Source organism: Marinobacter sp. DSM 26671 (assembly GCF_900112835.1).
GTDB lineage: Bacteria > Pseudomonadota > Gammaproteobacteria > Pseudomonadales > Oleiphilaceae > Marinobacter > Marinobacter flavimaris.
On record NZ_FONF01000015.1, the window covers coordinates 22,671 to 39,960 of the forward strand.

A 17,290-nucleotide genomic window follows, 5' to 3' on the forward strand; every position below is an offset into this window, starting at 1 on the left:
TACACGCTTGCAAATTCAATGATAATCGTTATTATTTAGTTCCATTTTTGCACATTGAGAAACCTTCTCATGACGGACCTCTCTTTGCCCCTGAATACCGGCCCGCTCGCGCAACTTATTGATATGGGCGGACCTGTGATGATTGTGCTGGTAATGCTCGCCGTTATCGGCTTCGTTACCTTCGTGTATCTGATGCTCCTGGGGGCCCTCTATGCACCGCGTTTGTCCGGCCGGCTTAAAAAAACCGTAATGAACTGGCAGAAGGTTCCGGCATCGGTGCGACCGTCCAACGTCCGTCATCAGGCAGGTCGCTGGGGGCGGATGAATCCGCTGCAGCATCTGGTCACCGATACGATTGAGGCAATCCAGAACGGCCAGGACGACCGGCAGATCCGGGAAACCGCCGCACGGGATGCGCAGCATTCCCTGGAGCCGTTCGAGGCACCGCTGAAGATTATCGAAGTCATCGCAGCCCTGGCACCTCTTCTCGGCCTGCTCGGCACAGTGCTGGGCATGATGGAAGCGTTCAGTGCCATGGCGGCCACCGAAGGCCGTGCCAATGCCACCCAGCTCAGTGGCGGCATCTACGAAGCACTGACCACCACAGCGGCGGGCCTGGTTGTGGCCATACCGTTTGCGGCGCTGGCTGCATGGATCGAGTTCCGGCTGCGACGCATCCACAAAATCATCAACAGCACACTGGTTTCGATTCTGCATATCGTGCCGGAGCAGACTCTGGACGCCGTTGAAGCAGACGACCAATTGCCGGAAAGCCAGCGTAACGCCAGGACAGCCGTGGACGAGCCCGACCGTTATTCAACCGCCAGGGGTCAGCGATTCGCCCATGCAACTGGTTGAGCCGAGGCCAAACCGTCCGATTCCAATCCGGATCACGCCCCTGATCGATGTGGTCTTCATTCTGCTGGTGTTCTTTATGCTGACCACCCGGCTATTGCCCGTGGACTACCTGGAGTTGGCCAACAACACTTCGAGCCGCAGCCCGGTCACCGGAGAGCCTCTGCCGGAACTGACGGTCACGGCCAATGGCGACGTAAGGTGGCAGGGCCAGACGTTACCCCTGGAGCGGCTGGTCAGCGAACTGTCAGAAGCCGGTGTCACCGAAGTCAATCTGTCGACAACGGGCGACGCCCCGCTTGGCGCTTTCACCACGGTTCTGAGCGGCTTGACTGACAGAGGTATCGATACCCACTGGAAGCGGACAAACGCAACGACACCATGAGCGATCTGGTTCCACCTCCGTTTACCTCCGGCAAAACCTTGATGGAACGCGTGGAAGATGCACTTCTGCCGTTGATTAATCTGGTGTTCCTGCTGCTGATGTTTTTCATCGTTGCCGGCCAACTTGCCGATGACCCGCTGCCAGAATTGCCCGCCACCCGGCAGGCAGAGGACCGGCAGTCGCCCCATGCGGACATGATTGTAAGCGCCGACGGAGAATGGAAAGTTGACGGTGAGCTGCTCAGTAAAGAATCCCTGGTTGCCCGGCTGCCGGAGCCTGATGGCCAGCAGCCCCTGAAAATCGCCGCTGCCGAGAGCATCACCATGGCAGATCTGGAAACACTCTTCCGTTTGCTGGAAAAGGCCGGGTATCAGGATATTCTGCTGTTGACGGAGCCTGGCCAATGATGCCGCAAAAGCCGCCCTTCCGTTGGGCACTTCTGCTGCTCGCAACGGTAGTGACCTTCGTCGCCCTGGCGATCGCCTCTCCCGAAGAGACGGTGGAGCTCAACACCCTGGGCGAATCCGCGGTCAACACAGCGCCGGCCATCCGAATCAAGCTGGCTGGCGAACCCGCGCCGAAACCCGACGCTGCGCCAGAGCCAGAGCCAAAGCCTGAACCTGAACCTGAACCTGAACCTGAACCTGAACCTGAACCTGAACCCGAACCTGAACCCGAACCCGAGCCAGAACCTGAGCCCGAACCTGAGCCGGAACCTGAGCCAGAACCGGAACCCGAGCCGGTAACGGAACCAACGCCCGAGCCAGAGGTTGCCGAAGAGGTCATGGAAGCGGAAACACCGAGCGGTGATCCGGCAGAGACTGCAACTGAGGAGCAATCACAGGCAACCGTTCCACTGCAGAACGCTGGCGTTAAATCAGAAGTGGATAATTACCTGTCCAAACTCAGTCGCCATCTTGCCCGATATTATGAATATCCGCGCAGGGCGAGGCGCCTTGGCCAGGAGGGCACACCCGTGATTGTGTTCGAGTTTCAAAGGGACGGGTCCCTGGTGGCCCACAGCCTGAGAACCAGCTCCGGACATCAGCTTCTGGACGAGTCAGCGCTGGCCATGCTCGAACAGGCGGCGCCTCTGCCATCAGTGCCGGAAGCGATTGCAGGACAGAAATTCCGCTACGCCTTGCCCGTGCGGTTCAGCCTTCGCTGAGCCGCGGCCCCGCTGCGCCAGGTTGCAGCAGCGTTGAATGGTGACGCACCGATCGGGTGCGTGAGAGCGGAGGTCGCCTCTATGGTCGACGCCGGCGAATCCAAGATCTACATGTCTACCCGGGACACCCTGATCCGGGCTTTTATGGCCGGCGCCATTCTGGCGCTGGCTGCAGCGTTTGCCATCACTGTAGCGGTCGAGACCGGAGTCTTTCTGATCGGCGCTATCCTGTTCCCTATCGGGTTTTGCATGCTCTACCTGATGGGCTTTGACCTGCTAACCGGGGTGTTCATGCTCACGCCCCTGGCATTGCTTGATAAACGCCCCGGAGTGACCCCGGCAGCCATACTGCGCAACTGGGGTTGGGTATTCCTTGGCAACCTGGGCGGCGCACTGACCGTCGCCTTCATGATGGCGTTTATCTTCACCTACGGTTTCAATACCGATCCCGGTGCCGTTGGCGCGAAGATCGCCAGTGTTGGTGAAGCGCGCACGCTTGGGTACGCGGAGTTCGGTGCTGCCGGCTGGGCCACCATTTTCATTCGCGGCATGCTGTGCAACTGGATGGTCTCCATGGGCGTGGTTGGCGCCATGATTTCCACCAGCGTCAGTGGCAAGGTACTGGCTATGTGGATGCCCATCATGCTGTTCTTCTTCATGGGTTTCGAGCACTCCATCGTGAACATGTTCCTGTTCCCGTCTGCCATCATCATGGGCGGCGAGTTCTCGGTGATGGACTACCTGTGGTGGAACGAGATTCCCACCGTTCTGGGTAACCTGGTTGGCGGCCTCGCCTTTACCGGCCTGACCCTCTACACCACCCATGTGCGCACCGCGCCCAAGCGCAAGGTTGCGGAAACCTACAACGACGCTGCCCTGGCCCGTACCAACTGAGTCGGGGCGTCCTGCAACTCCGGCTGCCGCACCCGCCGGAGTTGCGTTTTCCTTGATCGAGGAAATGCCGTTTCCCAATGACCAGCTCCCTTTCCGTTTCCGCCGGCCAGTACTCCGACGCTGGCGTCAAACCAGTCAACCAGGACTTCCACGGTTTACTGGTGCCAAAGGGCCACCAGCTGATCACCAAAGGCATCGCCGTTGCCATCGCCGACGGCATCAGCTCCAGCAATGTCAGCCAGATTGCCAGCGAGTCCGCCGTCGCGGGTTTCCTCAGCGACTACTTTTCCACTCCGGAAAGCTGGTCGGTGAAACAGTCCGCCCAGCGTGTGCTACGAGCTGGCCGGGTTACCGTTTGCGCCGGAACTTCAGCCGGGCCAACATCTGGACGGTTACCGGATTCTGAGACAGATTCACGCCAGCAGCCGCAGCCATGTCTACCTGGCGGTGGATGAGGAAACCGATACCCGGGTGGTGCTGAAGATGCCCTCACTGGAACAGAGACACGATCCGGTCTACCTGGAACAGTTTTCCACCGAGCAGTGGATTGCCAGGCGAATCAGCAGCGCTCATGTCGCAAGACCGTTCCAGTCCAGCCAACGACCCAGCTTTCTCTACCAGGCCACAGAGTTCGTGGAAGGCTGTACCTTGCGGCAATGGATGCTGGACAACCCGGCTCCGACACTTGATACCGTGCGTGATCTCGTTGAGCAGATTGGTAAAGGCTTGAGGGCATTCCACCGGCTTGAAATGGTGCACCAGGACCTGAAGCCGGAAAACGTGCTGGTGGATCCCCATGGCACTGTCACGCTGATTGATTTCGGTGCCACCCGGGTCGCCGGCCTTGAGGACTCTGAGATCGGCGAACAGGCGGTTCCTCGGGGGGCCGCCCTTTACAGTGCCCCTGAGACCTTTCTCGGCGAGCCCGGCAGCTGGCTATCAGACCAGTTCTCCCTGGGCGTGATTACCTACCAGTTGCTCACCGGCCAGCTTCCCTATGGCGCGGAAGTACCGAAAATCCATAGCCGGAACCAGCTTCGCGGGCTGAACTACCGGCCCGCGAGACACTTACGTGAGAATCTTCCCGCCTGGGTCGACGATACAATTGAAAAAGCGGTTCACCCTCAGGCCCACAGACGTTACCCGGCGCTCTCGGAATACCTGTACAAGCTGCGACACCCATCCGTCGACTGGCACAAGCGTCATCGGCCGCCGTTAATGGAGCGCAATCCCGTGGCCTTCTGGCAGGGTGTATCCGCGTTATTGCTCCTGGCGTTGCTGGCAGCCCTCGGCCTGGGCTGAAGCGGGTATTGCCCGAGCAAGTTTTTGCCCCACCAGCAATCCTTCGCCCGGCGTTCGGGCGCGCGGTTGCCTGGCCCGCCGGGGACATCTCCGAGAAAAAAGATAACCCACTGTTTTAAAAACTATTTCCTCTTCTGGCACAGGCTTTGTAATGAAAGTCCGCGTCCAGGGAACACCCCGGGGACACTATTCATTCACAAGTCATGGAGCAGACTATGCCAACTCCTTGTTATATCAGCATCGAAGGCCAGACCCAGGGCAACATTACTGCCGGCGCATTCACTTCCGATTCCGTCGGTAACATCTACGTGGAAGGCCACGAAGACGAAGTGCTGGTTCAGGAATTCAGCCACGTCGTTACCGTACCGACCGATCCCCAGTCCGGTCAGCCTTCCGGCCAGCGCGTGCACAAACCGTTCAAGTTCACCTCCGCCCTGAACAAGGCCACCCCGCTGATGTACAACGCCCTGGCCTCCGGCGAGATGCTGCCCAAGGTCGAGCTGAAGTGGTACCGCACCTCCGTTGAGGGCAAGCAGGAGCACTTCTTCTCCACCATCCTCGAAGATGCGACCATTATCGACATCAACTGCAACATGCCCCACTGCCAGGACGCCGGCAACGCCGACTTCACCCAGCTGGTCACCGTTTCCCTGTCCTACCGCAAGGTAACCTGGGAGCACGCCGTTGCCGGTACTTCCGGTGCTGACGACTGGCGTTCGCCGATCGAGGCGTAATCACGCCAGAAGGGCCCCGCAGGGGTCCTTCTGCCTTTGCAGGGATGAAAAAAATGGATAGTCAATTGTCGGCCGAAGACATTGATAAAATCAGAGCCATCATGAAGGCGTTCTACGGCCATTCTGTTGCTTCAGGATTCACTGAAAGCAGCGTAACCGAAGAAACCGTGCGCGCTATCGCCCATATGCTCGTGGAAACCGTCGATTGTAGTAGATGGGTTGATGCTGTTCCTTCTCCACAGGACCTACTACGACCAACACGCAGGATCACAAAATGGGCTTTACGCCTGATTCGCGAGGCAGGGAAACCTTTTTTGCAGAACGAAGTGAAGGTAAGCTGGATTTGCCGAACTGTTCGTTCTGGCCAGTTCAGATCCTCTATCGAAACGACATTGAGATGAGACTCCCACCATGGCAAGGATAGCCCTAGCTTTATCATTTTTACTTCTTCTCTCCGGCTGCGCATCCCAATCTTCATTGGTCATTCAACCATACAGCGAACTAGCTATAGAAGTACCAGAAAAGATGTTCTCCTCTGTGAAGATGAGGGATGGCGAGCTTGTATTTTTGAGAAACAACCGGGTCGTAGGTTTTGTCAGATCGGAGGAGATTCCAAGTACAGTAAGCTCAAGTTCAGCGATTGACACCTCAACGACGCTTTTTGAGAGTGCCAATCAGGGTTCAAGTAAACCAATTTGGATGGAGCAAATTCCCGAAGCTCAGGTATTTGGAGTAGTTCAGGGGGACTTTAGAACCGTATTTATTGTACCGAACGGCCAAGCTCAATCGCTTATTACCTTCCAGGGCCCAGTTGAAAGCTCAACGTCATTGCGGATAAATGGCGCGAAGATTTCAGAATAATGCATAGCTACCACTCACCCGAGTCCCGAATTCAGCAGCCTTCCAGCAGCTTTACGTCGAAATACAACCGGTAATGAGAAGATTCATAATTTTAAGGATTGTTTTGGCCAGCCTGGTCTCAGGTTGTGCTGTAACTGACCAGGCATCCATTGAGTTTCGCACCTCCAACGATCTGACGTTCGAACTCAGTAAGAGTCGGTTTGATGCTATCGAAGTGCAGCCTTTCGAAACACAACTTTGGCTTGATTCAGCAATCGTTGGTTCGTTGAGGACTATGGAAACCAGCCCAGATTTTGAAACGGCCGTTGACGAAGTTCGGCAAGGATCTAACGAAACGCAACAATACTCTGGTAAGGTCAAAAAGTTGGATTTGGGTGGCAGCGCCTACGGCTTCTCGGTCACCGTCAAAGGCTACACCACTGCATTTATCGCGACCTCGGAACACCCTTCTTCATGGATTACCATTAGTACTCAGGATGACGTGTTCGGCGAAGTTCTATCTTCTTTGTCTGTCAGTAAAACACGCGAATGATCTATGCTGTCTATGTCAGGTTTTCCAGCTTTTCGGTATGACGGTCCAGCCCATTGGAGCCGTAAATATGCTGCAAGCGCTGCAAAAGTTCTTGCTTGATACTGTCTTCCGAAATAAGACTAGCCATAAGCCTGCCGACTCCATGGACCGGGTGGGCACCAAATTTCCTTGGGCGCGTCCACGTCTCTGCTCAGCATCAAAGGGCCGAGGAACTCAACCACCGCCTCTACTACCTCCGAAAAAGCCTCTGGCACATGTTCTTGGCCAAGGCGCTTACGGAAAGCCCGCCACTGTGGTTGCTTGCTGTCCATAAAAGCGGCAGAAAAGGGACTGGTTTCAGGGATTGCTGTCCCACGCTTTCGGAAGGTGCCCTCAACCGCCCCCTCGAGATTTTCCAACCGGAACTCGTGCTGACGCGAAAGCAGCCAGATATCGTAAAAGTCCTTCATCCGGCTGTTCAGTTCGCCAAGGTTGACCATCGCCTGGAACTTCTCAGCAATCGACGATTCCGGGGTGTAGCACTTAATCCGTGCAGTTGGAAAATCCAGCAAGCCCGGGAACTCCAGCCAGGATGGGAACGGAAATATGGGATCGCCAAAGCCAATGTCCAGTTGCATTGGAATCCTGGCGTTGTCGAGAAAACCGCTGAAGGTCACCCTTAGCCCCTGATAGTCTGCATCTTCGGTAATGGTCTCCGCCTTCAGGGTATCCGGATCAAATCGCAAGCCATCATCCGGCACCTCAGTCGCAATAATCTCGCCCACCTGGGCCAGAATAGCCTCTGGATCATTGCTGGTCTGGCCCGACATATCGATATCCCGTGTCGGTCTGCTGTTCGGCCCCTGCATTGCCCAGAACATCAGCGCACCTTTGAGGGTAAAGCAGCGGTTATGGGGCGACTGACTCAACCGGTAAAGAAACCGCTCCATGGCGTAATACTGCAGCAGTTCATCAAAGCGACGCTTTTCTTCCCGGGACTTATTCAGCAATCTCTGCCGAACGGACGCAGCAGTGTTTTGTGCCACCGTGATCTCCTTTCACTCTTTTTATTCCATCGCCAGGATGATTCTGTTCACAGCTTGGCTTCCAAGTAGGGTGCCATGACATTGGCGACCCTGCAGATTCTGGCATATTCCATCAGTTTTCCTGGACGGAAGTTTTTGCGGGTGCGGTATAGATCCAACGCCTCCAGAACCACATCCATGCCGATTCGATTCCGGAACTTGAAACAGTCGGCCAGGGTTTTCTCCGGGTTGTAGACGTTCAGGGTGATGGCATCCACGTCAACCTGTTCAATGCCTTCACTAAAGGCCCGCCCGGAGAACCGGTACCCGGCTACCGGCGGATAATCCAGCACCGGCAAACGGGCATCCCGCTCCACCGCCAGATGCACCTGATGGGGAATCTGTGTAGTAATGTCGTGCCAGGCCAGCGCGGAAATCAGGCAAAGCACCGCATTGGGAAAACGGGTAGCGGCAGCCACCAGATCCGGGTTCTCTATTGAGGGCAGGTCCGCCAGCCGGTAAATGCCACGGCTGACCGGCTCAATCAGCCCCTCGTCCCGAAGCTGATAGAACTGGTACCGGCTAAAGCCCCGAGCCAGCGCTTCTGTCAGGCGGAGCTGACCGCCGCGTTGACGGAACATGGTTTGGAGTTTTGCCCTGGAAGATCGGGCGGAGTCGGAGCCAGACAAATCGTCACCACTTATTTATATATGGTGACAGTTTGTCTGAATGGCATAGGTCATTCAAGTGTCGGCTTTGCTGGACCTTTCCCAAGGTCGATAATCAGTACCACCGCATAATATTGCCGAGCCAGACCATAGCAAACCGTAAATTCGAACGTTAAGCTTGTTTGGTATTACGCATCCGTGAAGTAGCCAGGTACCCAAGTTTGCAGAAAACGCCCCTACCAACCCAGACCGCCATCAGCCTTGGCGAACTCATGTGCGCCGTCACCCGGGACTGGCTCTGGCAACCGGCGGAGCAATGGGTCCGGGAACGCAATCCGGGCAGCGTCCTGCATTGCCGGGTTGGGTCCGGCCAGGCCACCTATCACCGTTACGATTCTCGAGACCGGCAACACCTGATCACCTACGGTGCCCGCATGATTGCCGCCAAGCACCAGCCGGAGACGGCGAGCGGCTGGCTGTCAGGCCGAGAGATCCGGAAACGGGGGTACTTTGGCGGGGAACTGAGCACTCTGAATCTGTTGGCACACACCTGCTGCCACGAGTTTGCCCATCTCCTGCAGCAAAGTGCCGGCCAGCGATATCGGGGCTCTGTGCACAACCGCCATTTCTATACCATTCTGGATGAGTTGCACGAGAACGGGGCGGCGCAAGCGACCCGTAAGGCCCTGGCAGATGAGGCGAGGGAACAGGGTCTGGCGCTACCGGATACGCCCTTCGAGCCTGTGGACACAAGGCAACAGATGGCCCACTGGCAGGTGGGCGATACCGTGCGTTTTGGTGCCGGCCGGCGGGAACTGCACGGGCAGATCATTCGGGTCAATCGAAAGACCTGCACCGTGGACGGCATCGGGCACTCGAAAGGGGTGCGATACAGAGTGCCTGTGCAGATGCTAAGCCCGCTTACACCACCTCGGTAGAGGCAACCAGGAGGCTCCGTATCTCCGGCACACAGGACCCACAGTTGGTGCCACACTTGAGCTCACGGCCGAGGGCATCGACGCTGTTGGCACCCCGCCCAATTGCCTGCTGAATCTGTCGGTCCCCAACCTGGAAGCAGCTGCAAACCAGGTTGCCAGCATCATCCCCATCGACGGCCTTTGCCGCCAGCAGGCCGCGCCGGCTCGCCTCGTCGAGCTCTGGCTGACTAAAGCAGCTGACCAGCCAGTCCACGGATGGCAAGGCAGCCGCGTCACGATCCACCATGAGTACCGCCTCCAACTGACCATTGCGCAACCGCGCCGCCCGGAAGCGGCCTTCGCGGACATCTTCCATCACCAGCTGCGGCTGGCCGCCGAGCCAGTCTGGCACAGCACTTTTCCAATCCATTTTGCACTGCCCCGCCACGATCCAGCTATCGCAATCGGGCAGAACCTGTTGGGCCCAGTAGTCTGCCTTCCAGCGTTTTGGACGATCCCGTCGCACCAGCAAACGTCCATACCAACGGGCAGGCCAGTGGGTGAGGGTAGCACGACCGTGCTTGGCTTCCGGTTGCCCGGATATCGGGTCTACCAGGCTGTCAGTAAGCGCTGTAGCCAGACCCTGCCCGGTGAACTGATCGTTCCAGTGGATCGGCACAAACACCTCACCACGCCGCTGCTCCGGCGCACTGCGCACCCGGCCGACAAAGTGCCCATGGGCACTCTTCAGTGTTGCCAATGCCCCCGGGGTGAGGGAAAGCGCCCGAATATCCTCGGGATGCACCTCAATGAACGGCTCGGGGCGATGGGCCAGCAACCGGCTGGACCGGGCTGTCCGGGTCATGGTGTGCCACTGGTCCCGGATACGGCCGGTATTCACGATCAACGGAAACGCTTCATTCGGATTCCTGGCCGGTAATCGAGAGGCAACTGGCATCAGTCGAGCGCGCCCGTTGGCGGTCGCGAACCGACCGTCAGTGAACAGTCGCCTGGAATCAGACGCCGCCCCGGTAACCGGCCATTGGACAGGCTCAAGCAACTCGTATTGTTCATTGCTCAACTCCGCCAGCCCGGAAATATCAAAGAAACGCTGACCGGCGTTCTCGAACCCCGACAACCGGGCATGTTCCCGGAAAATGTCCGCGGGCTTCCCATAGTCAAAGCCCGCCTGGTGTCCCAGGGCGCGGGCCACCGCACTGACGATCCACCAGTCGGGCCGGGCCTCTCCGGGCAACGGCAAAAAGCGCCGCTGACGGGAAATGCAGCGTTCGGAATTGGTAACCGTGCCGTCTTTCTCACCCCAACCTGCCGCCGGCAACAGGATGTCCGCATGGCGAGCGGTGTCTGTGTCCCTGACGCAATCAGACACAATGACAGTCGGGCACAGGTCCAGAGCCCGCCGAATACGATGGGTCTCCGGCAAACTGACCGCAGGGTTGGTGGCCATGATCCACAACACCTTGATATCACCCCGCTCAACCGCATCGAACAGGTCGACGGCTTTCATGCCCGGTCCATCTGCGACCGCCTCGGTCTCCCAGAACCGGGCCACGCGGTCCCGGGCATCCGGTCTGTCGTAATCCATATGAGCGGCAAGGGTGTTGGCCAGCCCACCCACTTCCCGGCCACCCATGGCATTGGGTTGGCCGGTCAGGGAAAAGGGGCTGGCGCCGGGCTTTCCCACCCGGCCTGTGGCCAGATGGCAGTTGATAATGGCGTTGCCTTTATCGGTGCCGGCTGAGGACTGGTTGATGCCCTGGGAGAACGCCGTCACCGTGCGCTGTTCTTCTGCGAACCATCGGTAAAAGGCAATGACATCTTCTACCGGCAGTTCACAGATCCTGGACACCGCTTCGGAAGAGGGTGCCGCGATTCTGGCAGCGCTGAGGCTGGCGTCGAAACCCTCACAATGGTCCTCCAGATAGCCATTATCAACAGCCTGCTGGTCGGCCAGCCAGACCAGTAAGCCATTGAACAGCACCGTATCGGTCCCGGGGCGGATGGCCAGATGCAAATCCGCCAGATCGCTGGTCGCGGTTTTACGGGGATCAATCACTACGACCCGGCGACCGGGTCGCGCCGAAGCCTGCATTCTCTGATAGAGCACCGGATGCGCCCAGGCCGCATTGCTGCCGGCCAGCACCAACAGGTTGGCCAACTCCAGGTCTTCATAACAGCCGGGAACCAGATCCCCGCCAAAGGCCCTTTTATGGGCTGCAACGGCAGACGACATGCACAGGCGGGAATTGGTATCCACGTTGGGTGTGCGGATAAACCCCTTGGCGAGTTTGTTGGCCACGTAATAATCTTCCGTCAATAACTGACCGGAGAGATAGAAGGCCACAGACCGGGGCCCATGAAGCGCCACTGATTCACGAATCCGTCGGGCCACTTCCGCCACTGCCTGCGGCCAGGCACTTTCACGACCGTGAACAACAGGCCGCAACAGTCGTCCATCAGGAGTCAGCGTTTCGTGTAAGGCAGAGCCCTTCACGCAAAGGCGCCCCAGATTCGCCGGATGTGTCTCATCCCCGCGGGTCGCAGATGGCGTTGCGCTCACTCCACAACCCACACCGCAATACGGGCAGGTGGTTTGAACCGTCGCCGGTTTTTTGTTGGTACCGGTCACAGCACCTCCTCGGGTTTCATAAAAAAAGCCCGCCAATCCGGATGCCTTGGAGGCGCATCAGGGGCGGGCTTCTTTGCCAATGGAATCAGGTTGTCTTGAACAGTCGCATTACCGGCTGCAATAACAGGGCCATTCCGATCAAGGGCGGCTCCGGGCTCTGCCAGACACCGACTATGGCGGCTCTCGAGGATTTCAGCCCCGCATCAATGCGCCAAGGCTCCGGGCCAACCATCAAATCCGGTATCAAAGTGGTGCAAACCTGGCCTACCACGCACTAAAACCAGACGAATGCCCGCTCACCATACCTGCCGCCTCCTCGAAGAGCTCTCCTAACTCGTTGTTTTATTGAGACCAGCCGAGATGGCACGGCCCGTGCAAGACTATAAACAGAGACGCGCGTTACGACTCAACAGAAAACTGATCCCCAGGCACAGGCGCCTGCTTTCCGGCAACGGAGAGCGGGCGTTTTTGCGTTTGGGCCAAACAGAATGAGGTATATCCATGTACACGCTCACACGAAGAACCGCCCGCTGGCTCACTCGAATTCTGCTTACAGCCACCGTCTGGACAGTCAGCACGGGGGCTCACGCGGAGATCGGTCCGGCCGAGAAGCCGGACCTCAAGCTCGGCTTTATCAAGCTGACCGATATGGCGCCCCTGGCGATTGCCTGGGAACAGGGCTTCTTTATGGACGAAGGCCTGTTTGTTGAACTGGAAGCGCAAGCGAACTGGAAGGTCCTGCTGGACCGGGTGATTACCGGAGAACTGGATGGCGCCCATATGCTCGCCGGCCAGCCTCTCGGCGCCTCCATTGGCTACGGCACCCGGGCCGATATCATCACGGCCTTCAGCATGGACCTGAACGGCAACGGTATAACGGTTTCCAATGATGTCTGGGACACCATGAGCCAGCATATCCCCGATAATGCCGACGGCAAGCCCGAGCACCCGATCAGCGCCAGTGCACTTCTGCCCGTGGTGGAAGCGGCCCGGGATCGGGGCGAACGGTTCAGAATGGGCATGGTGTTTCCCGTGTCCACCCATAACTATGAGCTTCGTTACTGGCTGGCAGCCGGCGGACTGAACCCCGGCTACTACGCCCCCCAGCGCGGCGACACCAGCGGCACCCTGGAAGCCGACGTGCACCTGTCGGTGACGCCACCGCCGCAGATGCCGGCCACCATGGAGGCGGGCACTATCCAGGGCTACTGCGTAGGTGAGCCCTGGAACCAGCAGGCCGTGTTCATGGGCATCGGCGTTCCGGTGATTACTGACTATGAGATCTGGCCGAATAACCCGGAAAAGGTCTTCGGCGTAACCCGTCAGTGGGCCGAGGACTACCCGAACACCCATCTGCGCCTGCTGCGCGCCATGATTCGCGCCGCCCACTGGCTCGATGAGAACAACAATGCCAACCGGGACGAGGCCGTGAAAATCCTGGCCCGGCCCAGCTATGTAGGTGCCGATGAGGCGGTGATTGCCAACTCCATGACCGGCACCTTCGAGTATGAAAAAGGCGACGTTCGCGAAGTCCCGGATTTCAATGTCTTCTTCCGGTATCACGCCACCTACCCGTATCCGTCCGATGCCATCTGGTATCTCACCCAGATGCGCCGCTGGGGCCAGATACCCGAGGCCAAGCCGGACGACTGGTATATGGAAACCGCAGCCCGGGTTTACCGGGCCGACATCTACCAGCAGGCAGCTCGTTCACTGATTGCCGACGGCACGCTGAAGGCCAAGGATTTTCCGGACTTCGATGCCGAGAACTTTCAGCGCCCGCAACAGGGCGAGCTGATTGACGGTATCGCCTTCACCCCCCGAACACCCAACGCCTATATCGACAGTTTCGAGATCGGCCTGAAAGGTACGCAAACCCCGTAACCGGGTTTGCAAGGAGGTTTGATAACCATGACTACGATTACTTCGGCCAAAAAACCCTCCCAGCCGCCGCGCTGGCTGGGCCAGAGATTCAGGTCCCTCGGTGAGTCGCTGACACCCGGCCAGCTCGCCGCCACCGGGCGCCAGATGTTGCTGCCACTGATAGGTATTCTGGTATTCGTCGGTTTCTGGCATCTGGCGGCACCGCAGGTGGATACCTCACTGGGCAGCTTCCCGGGCCCGGCACAGGTCTGGGAACAATCGGGGCAACTCTGGCAGGAGCACGTCAACCAGCGCGAGCGGGCCGACAAGTTCATTGCCATGCAGGAAGAGCGGAACGCCCGGATTCTGGCGGACAACCCTGAGGCTGAGGTCAGGATTCGGAATTACCCCGGTGCCCCCACCTTTCCCGACCAGATCCTGACCAGTCTGGTTACGGTCCTGGCCGGATTCATCGTGGCGACCGCTATCGCCGTGCCCCTGGGCATCGTGGTTGGCCTGAACCGGCATTTCCAGGCGGCGGTCAACCCGCTGATCCAGGTGTTCAAGCCGGTGTCACCGCTGGCCTGGTTGCCGCTGGTGACCATGGTGGTCTCAGCAACCTACGTGAGCGATGACCCGATGTTCGAGAAGTCGTTCCTGACCTCCATGATCACGGTCACTCTGTGCAGTCTATGGCCCACGTTGATCAATACCAGCGTCGGTGTGGCCGCGGTCAATCCGGATCTGCTGAATGTCTCCAGGGTGCTGCGGCTGTCGTTCTGGACCCATGTCCGCAAGGTGGTTTTACCTTCTTCGGTGCCGATGATTTTCACCGGCCTTCGGGTGTCGCTGGGCATTGCCTGGATGGTGCTGATCGCGGCCGAGATGCTGGCCCAGAGCCCGGGGTTGGGCAAATTCGTCTGGGATGAATTCCAGAACGGCAGCAGTGAGTCCCTGAGCAGGATCATGGTGGCGGTTCTGGCTATCGGGTTTATCGGGTTTGTGCTGGACCGGGTGATGCTTCTGATCCAGCGCAAGGTTGCCTGGAATGAGTGACGTACTCCCATCGAGCTTTCGAGTTCCAACAGTGTTCTTTTACCACGGAGCATGCCGCACCGGGTGGGTCATGCCTCCCGAAACACGCGGCGAGTACATCCCTGTACGCTCCGCAAAAACATCCATGTTTTTGAGGGTTTCGGGAGGCGTGACCCACCCGGCGCTCCGATTACCGCGAGGTGCTTTCCATGAGTAAGGCTCATCTTGAATTAACCGGTGTTGAAATGGCGTTTGATACGCCGAAGGGACCGTTTGTGGCCCTGGACAACATTAATCTGAAGATACAGAAGGGCGAGTTTGTTTCCCTGATTGGCCACTCCGGTTGTGGCAAGTCCACCGTCCTGAACATTGTGGCTGGCCTGCTTCAGGCGACCAGGGGCGGCTGTGTGCTGGATGGCCATGAGGTGAATTCGCCGGGGCCGGAGCGTGCGGTGGTGTTTCAGAACCATGCGCTGATGCCCTGGCTGACGGTGTACGAGAATGTCGAGCTGGCAGTGCAGCAGGTTTTTCGAAAATCCATGGGCAAGCAGGAGCGACGCGACTGGATTCATCACAACCTGGAGCTGGTGAATATGGCCCATGCGGCGGACAAGCGACCGGGTGAGGTATCGGGTGGTATGGCCCAGCGGGTGGGGATTGCCCGTGCCCTGGCCATGAAGCCCAGCGTGCTGCTGATGGACGAACCGTTCGGCGCGCTGGATGCACTGACGCGGGCCCACTTACAGGACTCGTTGATGGAGATTCAGCAGGAGTTGAACAACACGGTAATCATGATCACCCACGATGTGGACGAGGCGGTGTTGCTGTCAGACCGGATCATCATGATGACCAACGGGCCCGAGGCCACCGTGGGCGAGGATCTCTACATTGACCTGCCCCGGCCGCGCAACCGGGTGACTCTGGCCGATAACCCGGAATACGTGCATTACCGGCAGGAGGTCTTGCGCTTCCTGTACGAGAAACAGCGCAAGCTGGAGCACATCTCGCCACGTCGTTCGGGAAAGCCGGAAGCCTCCGAGGGTGAGCAACCGAAGGCCCGGGCCGCCAGGACGTGATACGTTTCGGTTACTTCAGCACATCCGCCATGGACACCAGGGCCCGGGCTACCTCGGGCAACTTCCGGCCCTGGTCCATGGCCAGTTTCCTTAATACCCGGTGAGCTTCGTCGTTGCTGATCCTGCGATGCTCCATCAGCAGTAGCACGGCTTTTTCCTGGGTTTTGCGGTCTTCCAGAGCCTCCCTGGCACTCTGCAGTTCATCGGTCATCTGTTGCAGGCGCCGGGTCTGCTCCTGGACCAGATCGAAGATGGAGCGGCCAAACTGCTGACCAATACCATCGCTGGCCCAGGACTCACCGGCCTGTTGTTCGTTTCCGGAATCGCACAGCACCAACATGGGTTGAGAAGCCGGTTCCTGGGCATCCAGGGAAGTAATCAGGGTTTCCTGGTGGGCCAGCGAGTTTCTGGCATCGGCAAAACGCTCGGTGCAACGGGCGTGAAAACAGCCCTCCACGGAATCCTCTATCTTTTTGAGCTCATCCATCCGCTCAGACATGAGCCTGAACCATTCATCGGCCAGGGCCGGGTCCAGGTCTTTATAACGACCAATGGCTGTGCCCCGCTGGCGGAGGTTTTCAATTTCGGACTCACGGGGGTTTTCGCGCAGTTTTTCCCACAGGTCCAGGGAACCCTCATCGGCAAAGCTGTTAAACACCTCGAAACAGCGTTCCTGCGCCTCAATCAGGTGCGCCATGCGCTCTGACAGTGCACGATCAAACCGGCCACTGGAAAACCCCGCCGAACCGACAGCCCGCTCCTGTCCACAGAATTCTTTGCCGTTCATCAGGTGCACCATGGCCACCAGAAGCCCCGCTATGGTGGGGTCAACCGCGGTATCTGCGGCCTCAAACACCACCGCAATCAGGTTGTGGATCAGGGTACTGTAATCCTCGGTGGCAGAGGCCGCGGTTACTTTCCGGGCCACCACACACCGTCGCAGTTCGGGCAAGCCCTCAAGGCCGTGAAGGGCGCTCGCAAGCTGGTTAAGCAGGCGGCTACTGACAGGATGCGCCGTCAGTTCCTGGTGAATCTCGGCAAGGGCCTGCTCAAACTCAGAACGGAGCTGATCCGACGTCGCAACCAGGTGTTTTCGCTCCTGGGCAAACTTTTCGCCGGAAGAACCAAGAAACACGTTAGACGCACCCCGCTCGCACTGCAGTGCATGTACCAGATTGCTGATGCACTGGACCAGTTTGCCCATCTGCAAGAAGTACTGGAGGTTCATCAACTCGCAGCTTTTCGAGGCAATCAGGTAGTCGCCCGCGGATGGCGATTTATAGGCGGGGGCACGTTTGGTGTTCATAACAGACTCCGGAGGCAGACAGCCTCAAATGCGACAATCA

Annotated in this window: 18 protein-coding genes and 1 pseudogene; 15 read left to right on the forward strand and 4 right to left on the reverse strand. The window is 58.3% G+C overall.

What is annotated here, in order from left to right; genetic code table 11:
• The first annotated feature begins 69 nt into the window (after positions 1 to 69).
• The 10 genes and pseudogenes from BM035_RS15640 (at position 70) to BM035_RS15675 (ending at position 6,731) form a co-directional block, all read left to right on the forward strand.
• Positions 70 to 858, forward strand: a complete 789-nt coding sequence (locus BM035_RS15640) for a MotA/TolQ/ExbB proton channel family protein (protein WP_092033042.1) — start codon at positions 70 to 72, stop codon at positions 856 to 858.
• Complete coding sequence (locus BM035_RS15645) at positions 845 to 1,240, forward strand: ExbD/TolR family protein (RefSeq protein ID WP_092033044.1); 396 nt, start codon at positions 845 to 847, stop codon at positions 1,238 to 1,240. The genes BM035_RS15640 and BM035_RS15645 overlap by 14 nt, the downstream gene beginning before the upstream one ends.
• Positions 1,237 to 1,647 carry an ExbD/TolR family protein gene (locus BM035_RS15650; protein ID WP_092033047.1) on the forward strand — a complete coding sequence of 137 codons (411 nt, stop codon included), beginning with the start codon at positions 1,237 to 1,239 and terminating at the stop codon, positions 1,645 to 1,647. Before BM035_RS15645 ends, BM035_RS15650 begins: the two co-directional genes overlap by 4 nt.
• A complete protein-coding gene (locus BM035_RS15655) occupies positions 1,644 to 2,408 on the forward strand; it encodes an energy transducer TonB (protein WP_092033050.1) in 765 nt (254 codons plus the stop codon). The genes BM035_RS15650 and BM035_RS15655 overlap by 4 nt, the downstream gene beginning before the upstream one ends.
• Positions 2,409 to 2,489: 81 nt before the next feature.
• Positions 2,490 to 3,302 (forward strand): formate/nitrite transporter family protein, encoded by an 813-nt coding sequence (locus tag BM035_RS15660; protein WP_092033053.1) that lies wholly within the window; start codon positions 2,490 to 2,492, stop codon positions 3,300 to 3,302.
• A gap of 77 nt (positions 3,303 to 3,379) precedes the next feature.
• Positions 3,380 to 4,604, forward strand: a pseudogene (locus tag BM035_RS15665) (serine/threonine protein kinase).
• Between the two features lie 215 nt (positions 4,605 to 4,819).
• Positions 4,820 to 5,338, forward strand: a complete 519-nt coding sequence (locus tag BM035_RS15670) for an Hcp family type VI secretion system effector (RefSeq protein WP_008176957.1) — start codon at positions 4,820 to 4,822, stop codon at positions 5,336 to 5,338.
• Between the two features lie 53 nt (positions 5,339 to 5,391).
• Positions 5,392 to 5,739: a hypothetical protein gene (locus tag BM035_RS22380; protein ID WP_139043689.1), complete on the forward strand. Its 348-nt coding sequence runs from the start codon at positions 5,392 to 5,394 to the stop codon at positions 5,737 to 5,739.
• 10 nt (positions 5,740 to 5,749) lie between these two features.
• The gene (locus BM035_RS22385; protein ID WP_139043688.1) at positions 5,750 to 6,199 is read left to right on the forward strand and encodes a hypothetical protein; all 450 of its coding nucleotides are present in this window, start codon (positions 5,750 to 5,752) and stop codon (positions 6,197 to 6,199) included.
• Between the two features lie 103 nt (positions 6,200 to 6,302).
• The gene (locus tag BM035_RS15675; RefSeq protein WP_008176952.1) at positions 6,303 to 6,731 is read left to right on the forward strand and encodes a hypothetical protein; all 429 of its coding nucleotides are present in this window, start codon (positions 6,303 to 6,305) and stop codon (positions 6,729 to 6,731) included.
• 119 nt (positions 6,732 to 6,850) lie between these two features.
• On the opposite strand, the gene BM035_RS15680 is transcribed toward BM035_RS15675, so the two are convergent.
• Together BM035_RS15680 and BM035_RS15685 are read right to left on the reverse strand one after the other, a co-directional pair.
• Positions 6,851 to 7,756 (reverse strand): nucleotidyl transferase AbiEii/AbiGii toxin family protein, encoded by a 906-nt coding sequence (locus BM035_RS15680; protein WP_008176949.1) that lies wholly within the window; start codon positions 7,754 to 7,756, stop codon positions 6,851 to 6,853.
• Between the two features lie 47 nt (positions 7,757 to 7,803).
• On the reverse strand, positions 7,804 to 8,376 hold the full coding sequence (locus tag BM035_RS15685) for a type IV toxin-antitoxin system AbiEi family antitoxin domain-containing protein (RefSeq protein WP_008176946.1): 573 nt from the start codon (positions 8,374 to 8,376) through the stop codon (positions 7,804 to 7,806).
• Between the two features lie 299 nt (positions 8,377 to 8,675).
• Here BM035_RS15685 and BM035_RS15690 point away from each other — a divergent pair, with 299 nt between their 5' ends.
• The gene (locus BM035_RS15690) at positions 8,676 to 9,341 is read left to right on the forward strand and encodes a hypothetical protein (RefSeq protein WP_053115514.1); all 666 of its coding nucleotides are present in this window, start codon (positions 8,676 to 8,678) and stop codon (positions 9,339 to 9,341) included.
• Here the strand turns inward: BM035_RS15690 and BM035_RS15695 are convergent.
• Positions 9,325 to 11,970: a nitrate reductase gene (locus BM035_RS15695; protein ID WP_092033118.1), complete on the reverse strand. Its 2,646-nt coding sequence runs from the start codon at positions 11,968 to 11,970 to the stop codon at positions 9,325 to 9,327. The two genes, BM035_RS15690 and BM035_RS15695, sit on opposite strands and share 17 nt — an antisense overlap.
• A gap of 95 nt (positions 11,971 to 12,065) precedes the next feature.
• On the opposite strand from BM035_RS15695, the gene BM035_RS22390 reads away from it, so the two are divergent.
• The 4 genes from BM035_RS22390 (at position 12,066) to BM035_RS15710 (ending at position 15,944) form a co-directional block, all read left to right on the forward strand.
• A complete protein-coding gene (locus BM035_RS22390; RefSeq protein ID WP_139043687.1) occupies positions 12,066 to 12,248 on the forward strand; it encodes a hypothetical protein in 183 nt (60 codons plus the stop codon).
• A gap of 223 nt (positions 12,249 to 12,471) precedes the next feature.
• On the forward strand, positions 12,472 to 13,854 hold the full coding sequence (locus BM035_RS15700; protein ID WP_092033057.1) for a CmpA/NrtA family ABC transporter substrate-binding protein: 1,383 nt from the start codon (positions 12,472 to 12,474) through the stop codon (positions 13,852 to 13,854).
• 27 nt (positions 13,855 to 13,881) lie between these two features.
• Positions 13,882 to 14,889 carry an ABC transporter permease gene (locus BM035_RS15705; protein ID WP_217646355.1) on the forward strand — a complete coding sequence of 336 codons (1,008 nt, stop codon included), beginning with the start codon at positions 13,882 to 13,884 and terminating at the stop codon, positions 14,887 to 14,889.
• 188 nt (positions 14,890 to 15,077) lie between these two features.
• Positions 15,078 to 15,944 (forward strand): ABC transporter ATP-binding protein, encoded by an 867-nt coding sequence (locus tag BM035_RS15710; RefSeq protein ID WP_092033059.1) that lies wholly within the window; start codon positions 15,078 to 15,080, stop codon positions 15,942 to 15,944.
• A gap of 10 nt (positions 15,945 to 15,954) precedes the next feature.
• On the opposite strand, the gene BM035_RS15715 is transcribed toward BM035_RS15710, so the two are convergent.
• A complete protein-coding gene (locus tag BM035_RS15715; protein ID WP_092033062.1) occupies positions 15,955 to 17,250 on the reverse strand; it encodes a nitrate- and nitrite sensing domain-containing protein in 1,296 nt (431 codons plus the stop codon).
• Positions 17,251 to 17,290 lie beyond the last annotated feature (40 nt).

Excerpts from the sequence above, each read along its gene's own strand:
- BM035_RS15715 (WP_092033062.1), bottom strand. The coding sequence starts at position 17,250 with ATGAACACCAAACGTGCCCCCGCCTATAAATCGCCATCCGCGGGCGAC.
- BM035_RS15655 (WP_092033050.1), top strand. The coding sequence starts at position 1,644 with ATGATGCCGCAAAAGCCGCCCTTCCGTTGGGCACTTCTGCTGCTCGCA.
- BM035_RS15700 (WP_092033057.1), top strand. The coding sequence starts at position 12,472 with ATGTACACGCTCACACGAAGAACCGCCCGCTGGCTCACTCGAATTCTG.
- BM035_RS15650 (WP_092033047.1), top strand. The coding sequence starts at position 1,237 with ATGAGCGATCTGGTTCCACCTCCGTTTACCTCCGGCAAAACCTTGATG.
- BM035_RS15640 (WP_092033042.1), top strand. The coding sequence starts at position 70 with ATGACGGACCTCTCTTTGCCCCTGAATACCGGCCCGCTCGCGCAACTT.
- BM035_RS15710 (WP_092033059.1), top strand. The coding sequence starts at position 15,078 with ATGAGTAAGGCTCATCTTGAATTAACCGGTGTTGAAATGGCGTTTGAT.
- BM035_RS15690 (WP_053115514.1), top strand. The coding sequence starts at position 8,676 with ATGTGCGCCGTCACCCGGGACTGGCTCTGGCAACCGGCGGAGCAATGG.
- BM035_RS15685 (WP_008176946.1), bottom strand. The coding sequence starts at position 8,376 with ATGTTCCGTCAACGCGGCGGTCAGCTCCGCCTGACAGAAGCGCTGGCT.
- BM035_RS15660 (WP_092033053.1), top strand. The coding sequence starts at position 2,490 with ATGGTCGACGCCGGCGAATCCAAGATCTACATGTCTACCCGGGACACC.
- BM035_RS22385 (WP_139043688.1), top strand. The coding sequence starts at position 5,750 with ATGGCAAGGATAGCCCTAGCTTTATCATTTTTACTTCTTCTCTCCGGC.
- BM035_RS15670 (WP_008176957.1), top strand. The coding sequence starts at position 4,820 with ATGCCAACTCCTTGTTATATCAGCATCGAAGGCCAGACCCAGGGCAAC.
- BM035_RS15705 (WP_217646355.1), top strand. The coding sequence starts at position 13,882 with ATGACTACGATTACTTCGGCCAAAAAACCCTCCCAGCCGCCGCGCTGG.
- BM035_RS15645 (WP_092033044.1), top strand. The coding sequence starts at position 845 with ATGCAACTGGTTGAGCCGAGGCCAAACCGTCCGATTCCAATCCGGATC.
- BM035_RS22380 (WP_139043689.1), top strand. The coding sequence starts at position 5,392 with ATGGATAGTCAATTGTCGGCCGAAGACATTGATAAAATCAGAGCCATC.